Consider the following 10,998-nt stretch of genomic DNA (forward strand, 5'->3'; position numbering starts at 1 on the left):
CTGCTCCGATCAGTGTTGACTAACGGGCATCACGCCGCCAGGCATCGGCGGTCAGGGCTTCGCCAAAGTGGCTGTTAATCAGCCGGCGGGTGAGGTCATGCAGCGGGGCGGCGAGCACTTCCGCCGTACAGCCACGCTCCACCACCTCGCCCTGATGCATCACCAGCACCTGATCGCTGATGTGTTTCATCATGCCGAGGTGCTGGGTCACGTAGATATACGATATGCCGTGCTTTTCCTGCAATTCCAGCATCAGGTTAATAATTTGTGAGCGCATGGACATATCCAGTGAGGCCAGCGCCTCATCGGCAATGATCACCTGCGGCTGCAGGATCAGCGCCCGCGCCAGCGCCACACGCTGTTTCTGGCCGGAAGCCAGCATATGCGGGTAATAGGCGGCATGGTCAGGCAACAGGCCGACCTGGCGCAACGTCTGGTTGATGCGCTGCCCGCGCGCGGCGGCATCCAGCCCGGTGTTCAGGCGCAGCGGCGCATCCAGCAGCTGGCCGATGCGCTGTCGCGGGTTCAGCGAGGTGCTCGGGTCTTGCAGGATCATGCGGATGCGCTGGCTGCGGTAGCCGTAGTCACCAAACGCCAGCGGATGGTCATCGATCAGCATTTCACCGCCGCTCGGCTCCACCATCCCGGAGAGCATTTTGGCCAGGGTCGATTTGCCGGAGCCGTTTTCACCGATGATCGCCAGGGTCTGGCGCTCACGCAGGGTAAAACTCACCGGCTTGACCGCTTCCACGTTCATGCGCCGGAATAAACCGGTGCGGTAGCGGAACGTTTTGCTGAGATTGCGTACCTCAAACAGCGTCTCAGCCATCAGGATTTCTCCATGTTCAACGGGAAGTGGCAGGCAAAGGCATGGGTTTTCACCGGCTTCAGCGGCGGGGTTTCAATGCATTTTTTCTGCGCGTAAGGGCAGCGCGGCCCCAGCCGGCAGCCAATCGGCAAATGCTCCAGCGAGGGAATGGCCCCCGGCAGGGTGTTCAGCCGGCTTTTGTGCGGCAGGGAGCGGCCGAAATCCGGCATCGCGCGGATCAGCGCCTGGGTGTAAGGGTGATGCGGTGCCGCCAGCAGATCCTCACAGGTGGCGCTCTCCACGGTCTGGCCGCAGTACAGCACATTGATGCGGTTGGCCCATTTGCTCATGGTCTGCAAATCGTGGCTGATCAACAAAATCGTGGTGTTGTTGTTCTGGTTGAGCCGCGCCAGCAGGCGGAAAATCTGCGCCTGGGTGGTGGGTTCCATCGCATTGGTGGGTTCATCAGCGATCAGCAGCCGCGGCTGGTTGGCCAGCGCGATGGCAATCATCACCTTCTGGCACTCCCCCTCGGTCAGCTCATAGGGGAAACTGCCCATAATGTCTTTATGATCTTTGATGCCGACCCGGTGCAGCAGCTCAATCGCCCGGCGCTTGCGCCAGTGCAGCCGTTGCCACCATTTCCCTTTGTACGTCCAGCCGGGGATCGCCTGCATCAGCTGGCGGCCGACGCTCTCTGACGGGTCCAGACAGGATTGCGGCTCCTGGAAAATCATCGAGACATTGTGGCCGACCACTTTGCGCCGTTCACGCGGCGTCAGTTGCAGCAGATCGATGTCATTGAAACGGAACCGGTCGGCGGTCACGCGCCAGTTATCTTTGGTCACGCCGCAGATCGCCTTGGCGATCAGGCTCTTGCCGGAGCCGGATTCACCGACCAGCCCGCGGACTTCCCCCTCCATCAGCGCCATGCTGACACGGTCAACCGCTTTGACCGGGCCGTCCGGCGTCATAAATTCAATGGTAAGGTTACGGATATCAAGCAGAGGCATCAGCGATCCTCCTGCCGGGTAAGGTTACGCATGTTAACGACCTGATTCATGATTCAATTCCCGCGTTGATCGCCCGGCGCATCCCGTCACCCATCAGGTTGATCAGCAACACGCTGACCATGATAGCCGCGCCCGGCAGCATCACCGTCCAGGGCGCGACGTAAACCAGCTCCAGCGAGTCACCCAGCATCGCCCCCCATTCCGGGGAGGGCAACTGGGCGCCGAGATCCAGAAAACCGAGGGCCGCAATATCCAGAATCGCCATTGAAAGGGCGCGGGTGAACTCGGTGACCAACACGGCAGCAATATTAGGAAGTATGGCATACCAGAGCAAATAACGAACAGAGGCACCGTCCAGCCGGGCCGCCACCACGTACTCTTTTTCCAGCTCGTCATGCACGGCGCTGTACACGGTGCGCACCATGCGCGGCACCAGCGCCAGCCACACTGCCAGCATCGCATGTTCGAGCTTGGGGCCGATAAACGCCACCACGATAATCGCCAGCAGCAGGGAGGGGATCGAAAGCAGGGTATCCAGCACATGGTTCATGACTGCCGAACGCAACCCGTGGGTCACGCCCGCCAGCACGCCCAGGATCAGCCCGCACAGCGCCGCCGCCACCGTCACCACCATTGCCGAGCCAAGGGTCGGCGCGGCACCGGAAAGCAAACGGCTCAGGATGTCACGCCCCAGGTCATCCGTCCCGAGGAAGAAGGAGACGTTGCCGTAGCGTGACCAGGAGGGCGGCAGCAACTGGTAGCCGAGGAACTGCTGGTCGAGGGTATAGGGCGCGAGGTAATGGCCGAACAGGCAGAGCAGCACCAGCAGCAGCACGCCGTAGAAGCCAATCATCGCCAGCGGGTCGCGGTAAAAGGCCCGCCACATTGCCCGCAGCGGCCCGGCAATCCGCTTCTCATGGTAGACGTTATCGAAGGGCATACCATTCCTTATGTTTCAGCGGGTTCGTCAGCGCACCCAGAATATCGGACAGCACATTGACCACAATCACCAGCGCGCCCACCAGCATCACACCGGCCGAAATCGCGGCGTAGTCCTGCTGGCGGATGGCGTTGATCAGCCAGCGGCCCAGGCCCGGCCAGCTGAACACCACTTCGGTGATCATCGCCAGGGTCAGCATGGTGGAAAATTGCAGCCCGAGCTTGGGGATGATCGGCGGCAGCGCATTATGCAGCACATGGCGGCGGATCACGGTGAAACGGGACAGGCCGCGGGTGGCCGCCGCCTTGATATAGTTTTTGCTGAACACCTCATCGGTGCTGATGCGCATCAGGCGTATCACCTCGGTGGTCGGGGCCACAGCCAGCGCGGCAATCGGCAGCACCATATGGCGCAGGGCGCTGAGCAGCATGTCATCCCGGTACGGGGAGTCAGAGAGCCAGGCATCAATCAGCGTTACCCCGGTCACCGGTTTGAGCTGATAGAGCAGGTCAAGCCGCCCGGAAACCGGCAGCCAGCCGAGATGCAGCGAGAAAAACAGCGTCAGCAGCAACGCCAGCCAGAACACCGGCATCGAAAAGCCCAGCAGCGCCAGCATACTGATCAGCGTGTCCGGCCATTTATGGCGCGTTACCCCGGCGGTGATGCCGAGCGGGATGCCGATCAGCAGCGCCAGCCCGAACGCCAGCACGCACAGCTCCATCGTTGCCGGGAACACCTCGTGCAGCTGTTCCCGGATCGGCTGGCCGTTAATGCTGGAGACGCCGAAATCCCACTGCAACAGGCTCTGGAAGTAAAAGCTGTAAGCATCAAACAGCGCGGCCCCGCTCAGCGGGGCGTGGGGGGTAAAGTAACTCAGGCTGAACCCCACCAGCGACAGCAGGAACAGGGTGATCAGCAACAGCAGCAGGCGGCGCAGGGTAAAGATAATCATGGTTGTGATCCCTCCGGGGCCTCACGGTACACCCCGGCAAAGGAGGCGTTGCCGAACGGGCTGAGCACCAGCCCTTTGATGTCATAACGGTAGGCCTGCAACCGCAGCGAAGAGGCCAGCGGCAGCACCGGCAACTGCTGTTCCAGGATGCGCTGCGCCAGCTGGTACTCATCCATCCGCTGGGAAAGCTGCTGGGAGAGCAGGGCGCGTTGCAGCAGGGCATCAAATTCCGGGTTACACCAGTGAGCATAGTTGGTCTGTGAATGGATCGCCGCGCAGCTCAACAGCGGCCGGAAGAAGCTGTCCGGGTCGTTACTGTCGGTGGCCCAGCCGGAGAGCGTCAGGTCATGGTTCATCTCCATCAGCCGCGCTTCCTGGTAACGCCCCTCCACCGGCACAATCACAATCTGGATGCCGACCTGCGCCAGATCGGCCTGCAACAGTTCGGCGGTTTTCAGCGGGCTGGGGTTATACGCCTGGGAGGCGGTCGGCACCCATAAATAGAGCTGCAAGCCGGAAATGCCCTGGCTTTGCAGCAATTGCCGCGCTTTTTCCGGGTTGTATTCCGTGACCTGCGCGGCGTTGTCATAGGCCCAGGAGGCGCGCGGCAGAATAGAGGCTGCCGTCTCCGCCGTGCCGTAATAGATCGACTGCATCAGCCGCTGGTTGTTGATCGCCAGTGCAATCGCCTGCCGCACGACGGGGTTATCCAGCGGCGGTTTGCCGGTGTTAAACGCCAGATAGGCGACGTTCATGCCGGGGCGCAGCGTCATGCGTAAGCGCGGGTCATCCCGCAGGATGGTGAGCTGGCTGGCCGCCGGGTAGGCCAGCACATCGCATTCGCCGGTCAGCAGCTTGGAGAGGCGGCCGGTGCCGCCCGCGCCGAGGTCAATGATCACCTGCGGCATCCGCGGTACCCCTTTCCAGTAGGCGCCGTTACGCGCCAGCCGGATATATTGCCCGGCGCGGTATTCATTCAGCATAAACGGCCCGGTGCCCACCGGCTGGCGATCCAGCTCCTCTTCATGGCCGCGGCGGCTCAGATCGGCCGCATACTCGGCCGACAGCACCGGCGCGTAGTGGGTGGCCAGGTGCCAGAGGAAGGAGGCGTCCGGCTGGGTGAGGCGGAACTCCACGGTATGGTTGTCAATTTTGCGGATACGTTTGACGGAGTCGGCAAATTTCAGGCTGTCGAAATAGGGATAACTGCCGCCGTTAATCTCATGGTAAGGATGGTGCGTATCCACCACCCGCTGGAAGCTGAAAATCACATCATCGGCATTCATCATGCGGGTCGGGCGGAACCAGCCGGTGGTCTGGAACGGCACATCTTTGCGCAGGTGGAAACGGTAGGTCGCGCCGTTGTCGAGCACTTCCCAGCGCTGCGCCAGCTCCGGGATTAACCGGTAGGTGTAAGGGTCGACATCCAGCAGGCGATCGTAGAGTTGTGCCGCCAGCGTATCTACCGTCAGCCCGCTGCTGGCCATCTGCGGGTTAAAGGTGTTGAGGATGCCGCTGACGCAGTAGACAAAGCCGCTCTGGCGGATGTCGGGCGGGGTGACGGGCACCGGTTTCGGCGCGGCGCAGACACTGCCGGCCAACCCGGCCAGCGCCAGTACCCAATAAGTTAAGACTCGCATAAACGCTTCATTGTTAAGTAAGCAATAAGATGATTGTACCGTACTCTGGCGATCACCCCAATCTGTTGCACGCCGGCGGCCGGTGCGGTCAGGCGTTTTTTGCGCCGTCGGGCGCGTCACCGCCCAGCAGCGCATGTTTTTTCAGCACGCCGCGCAGCTGGTGGTAGGTCAGCCCCAGCAGGGTGGCGGCGCGGCGCTGGTTATAGTGCGCCTGGGTCAGCGCCTGCTGTAACAGGTCATGCTCCTGCTGATGCTGCCAGCCGCGCAGGTCAAGCGGCAGCGCGGGCAGGGTGCCGGGGGCAGGCGTGAGGGCCGCCGGGCCTGGGTTCGCGCGCGGGCTGAACGGGTTAATGATGATCTCATCCAGCGGCTCGTCACTGGTGCCGTGACGGTACATCGAGCGCTCAACCACATTTTTCAGCTCGCGGACGTTGCCCGGCCAGGGGTAGCCCAGCAGGGCGCCCTGCGCGCGTGCGGTGAAGCCTGGGAACAGCGGCAGGTGCAGTTCCCGGCACATCAGAATGGCAAAATGCTCAGCCAGCAGCATGATGTCCTGACGGCGCTCGCGCAGCGGCGGCAGTTGCACCACATCGAAGGCCAGCCGATCGAGCAGGTCAGCGCGGAATTTGCCGGCAGCGGCCAGCGCCGGCAGGTCGGCATGGGTGGCGCAGACCAGCCGCACATCCACCCGCAACGGCTGGCTGCCGCCGACCCGCTCAAGCTGGCCATACTCAATCACCCGCAACAGCTTCTCCTGCACCAGCATCGGCGCGGTGGCCAGCTCATCCAGAAACAGTGTGCCGCCATCCGCACGCTCAAAGCGCCCCAGATGGCGTTTTTGCGCCCCGGTAAACGCCCCGGCCTCATGGCCGAACAGCTCTGAATCCAGCAGGTTTTCGTTTAATGCCGCACAGTTCAGCGAGATAAACGGCCCCTGCCAGCGTTCGGAGAGGTAGTGCAGCCGGTGGGCAATCAGCTCTTTACCGGTGCCGCGTTCGCCAATTACCAGCACCGGTTTATTCAGTTTCGCCAGCCGCGATACCTGCTCCAGCACGTCAATAAAGCTGTTGGCCTCGCCCAGCAGGTTATCCAGGGATTCACTCATGATTAAATTCACCACGCATTGGTTAAATTGACCAGTCCGCTGATAAGCGTAGCAGAGCTGTTTTATAAAAGTAGTGTTATTTCAATAAGATATTTTTTATGAAAACCTGGCACGGCAATTGTATTAATGAACAGGCTAATCAAGCACACCAACGCTGCGGCGGCGGTGAGAGAAAAATTTTGCGGCAATTGTCGCGTGACCGTCAAAGAGGAAGTTTTTTATGGGTATCTTTTCGCGTTTTGCTGACATCGTAAATGCCAACATCAACACCCTGCTGGACAAGGCTGAAGATCCGCAAAAGCTGGTTCGCCTGATGATCCAGGAGATGGAAGACACGCTGGTGGAAGTGCGTTCCACCTCTGCCCGTGCGCTGGCCGAGAAAAAACAGCTGCTGCGCCGTATTGAGCAGGGCGAAAGCCAGCAGGCGGAGTGGCAGGAGAAAGCTGAACTGGCGCTGCGCAAAGACAAAGACGATCTGGCCCGCGCGGCCCTGATCGAGAAACAGAAGCTGGCCTCTCTGGTCGCCACGCTGAAAACCGAAGTCGCGGTGGTGGAAGAGACGCTGGGCCGCATGAAAGGGGAAATCACTGAGCTTGAGAAAAAGCTCACCGAAACCCGCGCCCGCCAGCAGGCCCTGACGCTGCGCCATCAGGCTGCGTCCTCTTCGCGTGAGGTGCGCCGCCAGCTCGACAGCGGCAAACTGGATGAGGCCATGGTGCGCTTCGAGCAGTTTGAACGCCGTATTGACCAGATGGAAGCGGAAGCCGAGAGCGTCAGCCTGGGCAAACAGAAGTCGCTTAACCAGGAGTTTGCTGAGCTGAAAGCGGATGACGAAATCAGCGCGCAACTGGCGGCCCTGAAAGCCAGAATGCAGCGCCCGGAGTAACCGGAACAAGGATGCCCGGCCCAGTGCGTGGGCCGGTTGCCACCGCTCTCGTGTCATACACTAAGGAGAAGGAATGAGCGTCTTATTTTTAGCGATTCCGCTGACCATTTTCGTGCTGTTTGTGGCGCCGATCTGGCTTTGGCTGCATTACAGCAGCCGCCAACAGCGCGGCGGGCAGCTCAGCCAGCAGGATGTGCAACATTTAACCCAGCTGACGCAGGACGCGCGCCGGATGCAGGATCGTATCCGGGCGTTGGAAGAGATCCTGGATGCCGAACACCCGCATTGGAGAGAGTCATAATGAACAATGGTCTCACTGAGAAAAAACTCTACCGGGTGCCGGAAGAGGGCATGGTAAAAGGCGTGCTGGCCGGTCTGGCGCACTACTTTAATGTCCCGGTCAAGCTGTTGCGGGTGATGGTGGTACTTTCGCTGTTCTTTGGGCTGTTTGCCTTTACCGTTCTGGCGTACATCATCCTCAGCTTTGTGCTGGACCCGGTGCCTGCCAGCCGGTACAGCGGCGAAGAGACGGCGTCACCCCATGATTTGCTGGATGAAGCAGACGCGGTGCTGAATAACAGCGAGCGCCGTTTACGGGAGGTGGAGCGCTATGTTACGTCCGAAACCTTTGGCGTGCGCAGCCGCTTCCGTCAGCTGTAAGCCGGCCCGATAACGGCGCGTATCGCCCGGCGGTGCGCGCCGTTTTTTATCCCTGCATTGTTCATCATCAGACAGACTATTTACCCGGAGCTGCTTCATGACACGTCACGCATCTGGCGTTACCCTTAAAAAAGTGCTGCGCTTTCTGTTTATGATGGCGATCAGTTATGGACCGGCCGGCGTCGCCACCCGTATTCTGGGTGTGGTAGGCAGCCGCCCGTTGCGCTTTATTCTGGCGCTGGTACTGGAGCCGCTGCTGAAACGCGGCTTTACCGCGCTGTTTGGACGTTTCACCAAGGAGCCGAATGAAACGATTACAAAATGAATTGAATTCCCTGGTCAACCGCGGCATGGATCGGCATCTGCGGCTGGCCGTCACCGGCCTGAGCCGCAGCGGCAAAACGGCATTTATTACCGCCTTCGTTAACCAACTTCTGCATCTGCACAGCGGTGCCCGGTTGCCGCTGTTCGCCGCCGCCCGTGAGGATCGCCTGCTGGGCGTCAAACGCGTGCCCCAACGCGATCTCGGCATTCCGCGCTTCCGGTATGATGAAGGCCTGGCCTCACTGTACGGCACACCGCCCGCCTGGCCGCTGCCGACCCGCGGCGTCAGTGAGATGCGGCTGGCGTTGCGGTTCCGCTCACAGGCATCCCTGATGCGCCACCTCAAAGAGACCTCCACGCTCTACCTCGAGATTGTCGACTATCCCGGCGAATGGCTGCTCGACCTGCCGATGCTGGACCAGACCTATCTCAGCTGGTCATTGCAGATGGCCGGGCTGTTGCAGGGAGAGCGCGCAAAATGGGCGGAACCCTGGCTGGCGCTGTGCAAACGCTGTGATCCCTTCGCCCCGGCCGATGAAAACCTGCTGGCCGCCATTGCACAGGCCTACAGTGATTATCTGGTGCGCTGCAAGCAGGAGGGGCTGCACTTTATCCAACCGGGGCGCTTCGTGCTGCCCGGCGAGCTGGCAGGCGCCCCGGCGCTGCAATTCTTCCCCTGGCCGGATGTGAACGGCATCGGCGAGGCACGGCTGGCACAAGCCGGCAAGCAGACCAATATCGGGATGCTCCGTGAGCGTTATCACTACTATTGCCAGAACATCGTGAAAGGGTTCTACAAGGAGCATTTTGTCCGCTTTGACCGGCAGATTGTGCTGGTGGACTGCCTCCAGCCGCTCAACAGCGGCCCGCACGCCTTCAATGACATGCGCCTGGCGCTGACCCAGCTGATGCAGAGTTTCCACTACGGGAAACGTACCCTGTTCCGCCGGTTGTTCTCCCCCTGTATTGATAAGCTGATGTTCGCTGCCACCAAAGCTGACCATATTACCGGCGAGCAACATGCCAACCTGGTGTCACTGCTGCAGCAGCTGGTGCAGGAGGCGTGGCAGAATGCCGCGTTTGAAGGGATCAGCATGGACTGCGTCGGCCTGGCCTCGGTACAGGCGACGCAGAGCGGCATTATTGACTACCAGGGCCAGCCGGTCCCGGCGCTGAAAGGCCACCGGCTGGAGGATGGCGCGCCGCTGACGGTATTCCCCGGTGAAGTCCCGGCGCGGCTGCCGGGCGGGGCCTTCTGGCAGCAGCAGGGATTTCATTTTGAGCAGTTCCGGCCGCCGGCGCTCGCCGTGGACACCCCTTTGCCGCATATCCGGCTGGATGCCGTCATGGAATTTTTATTGGGAGATAAATTGCGATGAACGATCCAATAAAACCGCGCATTGATTTCGACCAGCCGCTCGAGCCGCCGGCGCAGCCGGTATTGCGCGCGGCGCAGGCTTTCAGCGATCGGGATGCCGAGCACTTTCTGCCGGCTGCCCCGGAGGCGCAGGAAAATGAAGGGGAGGCGGAAGCCGTGGTGGCGCAGGTGCTGAAACCCCGTCGCAGCCTCTGGCGCAAACTGGTGACGCTGGGGCTGACGATTTTTGGCGTCAGTGTGGTGGCACAGGGCGTGCAGTGGACGCATCAGGCGTGGGTAGAGCAGCAATGGATCGCCCTGGGCGGCTGCGCGGCCGGTGGGTTGATTGTGCTGGCCGGTGCCGGATCGCTCTTCACCGAATGGCGGCGGTTATACCGCTTGCGCCAGCGGGCCGAGATGCGTGATACCGCCCAGGCGCTGTTGCACAGCCACGGCGTAGGGCAGGGTCGGGCTTTTTGCGAGAACCTGGCGCGGCAGGCCGGGATTGATGCGGGCCACCCGGCATTGCAGCGCTGGCAGGCCTCCTTGCATGAAACGCAAAACGATCGCGAAGTCGTCGCGCTCTATGCGCGGCTGGTGCAGCCGGTGCTGGATAAGCAAGCCCGCCGGGAGATCAGCCATTCAGCGGCAGAGTCCGCGCTGATGATTGCGGTCAGCCCGTTGGCGCTGGTGGATATGGCGTTTATTGCCTGGCGTAACCTGCGGCTGGTCAACCGTATTGCGCTGCTCTACGGCATTGAGCTGGGGTACTTCAGCCGGTTGCGGCTGTTCCGGTTGGTGCTGCTGAATATGGCGTTTGCCGGTGCATCAGAGCTGGCGCGGGAAGTGGGGGTTGACTGGCTGTCGCAGGATTTAGCTGCCCGTCTTTCCGCCCGCGCCGCCCAGGGGATTGGTGCCGGGCTGTTAACTGCCCGCCTGGGCGTCAAGGCGATGGAATTATGCCGCCCTCTGCCGTGGCTGGAAGATGACAAACCCCGCCTGGGCGATTTCCGCCGTGATCTGGTGAACCAGGTCAAAGGCGCCCTGACGAAAACCCCGCCGCGCAGCTGATCCCCAGAACATGCCCGGTTCAATGAGCCGGGCCTTATCATACGGTTTGCTTATGGCTGAAATACGGCTATCTGGATCCTGATCAAAGGATCTCGTCCTTCCCCGCATGGGCAACTCTTTTTTTACTGGGATGTTTATCAGGAAGTGCGTGCTGTCTGAAAGGAGGGTGGTGGGGGAAGGATGATTCGTCACTTCGTTCCTCACCCTTCGGGCCGTTGCTGCGCAACGTTGCTCGCGTTCGC

Annotated in this window: 12 protein-coding genes and 1 other RNA gene; 6 read left to right on the plus strand and 7 right to left on the minus strand. The window is 61.1% G+C overall.

Going from position 1 to position 10,998, the window contains the following annotated elements:
- Positions 1-19: 19 nt before the first annotated feature.
- The 6 genes from sapF to pspF all read right to left on the minus strand — a co-directional run bounded on the left by sapF (position 20) and on the right by pspF (position 6,458).
- Positions 20-829 carry a putrescine export ABC transporter ATP-binding protein SapF gene (sapF, locus tag CYR52_RS15300; protein WP_072930849.1) on the minus strand — a complete coding sequence of 270 codons (810 nt, stop codon included), beginning with the start codon at positions 827-829 and terminating at the stop codon, positions 20-22.
- The gene (sapD, locus tag CYR52_RS15305) at positions 829-1,821 is read right to left on the minus strand and encodes a putrescine export ABC transporter ATP-binding protein SapD (protein ID WP_072930847.1); all 993 of its coding nucleotides are present in this window, start codon (positions 1,819-1,821) and stop codon (positions 829-831) included. The genes sapF and sapD overlap by 1 nt, the downstream gene beginning before the upstream one ends.
- A 46-nt stretch (positions 1,822-1,867) precedes the next feature.
- Complete coding sequence (gene sapC, locus CYR52_RS15310; protein ID WP_072930845.1) at positions 1,868-2,761, minus strand: putrescine export ABC transporter permease SapC; 894 nt, start codon at positions 2,759-2,761, stop codon at positions 1,868-1,870.
- Positions 2,748-3,713, minus strand: a complete 966-nt coding sequence (gene sapB / locus CYR52_RS15315; protein WP_072930843.1) for a putrescine export ABC transporter permease SapB — start codon at positions 3,711-3,713, stop codon at positions 2,748-2,750. The genes sapC and sapB overlap by 14 nt, the downstream gene beginning before the upstream one ends.
- Positions 3,710-5,353 carry an ABC transporter substrate-binding protein SapA gene (gene sapA, locus CYR52_RS15320; RefSeq protein WP_101828887.1) on the minus strand — a complete coding sequence of 548 codons (1,644 nt, stop codon included), beginning with the start codon at positions 5,351-5,353 and terminating at the stop codon, positions 3,710-3,712. The genes sapB and sapA overlap by 4 nt, the downstream gene beginning before the upstream one ends.
- Before the next feature lie 88 nt (positions 5,354-5,441).
- Complete coding sequence (pspF, locus tag CYR52_RS15325) at positions 5,442-6,458, minus strand: phage shock protein operon transcriptional activator (RefSeq protein ID WP_101828888.1); 1,017 nt, start codon at positions 6,456-6,458, stop codon at positions 5,442-5,444.
- Between the two features lie 220 nt (positions 6,459-6,678).
- Between pspF and pspA the strand changes: the two genes are divergently transcribed.
- From pspA to CYR52_RS15355, 6 genes are all read left to right on the plus strand, one after another.
- A complete protein-coding gene (gene pspA / locus CYR52_RS15330; protein ID WP_072930838.1) occupies positions 6,679-7,344 on the plus strand; it encodes a phage shock protein PspA in 666 nt (221 codons plus the stop codon).
- A 73-nt stretch (positions 7,345-7,417) separates the two neighbouring features.
- Positions 7,418-7,645, plus strand: coding sequence for an envelope stress response membrane protein PspB (pspB, locus tag CYR52_RS15335; protein WP_072930836.1), 228 nt, complete (start codon positions 7,418-7,420; stop codon positions 7,643-7,645).
- Positions 7,645-8,004 (plus strand): envelope stress response membrane protein PspC, encoded by a 360-nt coding sequence (gene pspC, locus CYR52_RS15340; protein WP_072930834.1) that lies wholly within the window; start codon positions 7,645-7,647, stop codon positions 8,002-8,004. The genes pspB and pspC overlap by 1 nt, the downstream gene beginning before the upstream one ends.
- 97 nt (positions 8,005-8,101) lie before the next feature.
- Positions 8,102-8,329 carry a phage shock protein PspD gene (locus tag CYR52_RS15345; RefSeq protein ID WP_072930832.1) on the plus strand — a complete coding sequence of 76 codons (228 nt, stop codon included), beginning with the start codon at positions 8,102-8,104 and terminating at the stop codon, positions 8,327-8,329.
- The gene (locus CYR52_RS15350) at positions 8,310-9,707 is read left to right on the plus strand and encodes a YcjX family GTP-binding protein (protein WP_072930829.1); all 1,398 of its coding nucleotides are present in this window, start codon (positions 8,310-8,312) and stop codon (positions 9,705-9,707) included. Before CYR52_RS15345 ends, CYR52_RS15350 begins: the two co-directional genes overlap by 20 nt.
- Entirely contained in the window at positions 9,704-10,756 is a 1,053-nt protein-coding gene (locus CYR52_RS15355) for a YcjF family protein (protein WP_101828889.1), read from the plus strand. Before CYR52_RS15350 ends, CYR52_RS15355 begins: the two co-directional genes overlap by 4 nt.
- Before the next feature lie 164 nt (positions 10,757-10,920).
- On the opposite strand, the gene CYR52_RS15360 is transcribed toward CYR52_RS15355, so the two are convergent.
- A non-coding RNA gene (locus tag CYR52_RS15360) (RtT sRNA) lies at positions 10,921-10,998 on the minus strand; the annotation flags it as partial.

The sequence above is a fragment of the Chimaeribacter arupi genome (assembly GCF_002858805.1).
GTDB classification, from domain to species: domain Bacteria; phylum Pseudomonadota; class Gammaproteobacteria; order Enterobacterales; family Enterobacteriaceae; genus Chimaeribacter; species Chimaeribacter arupi.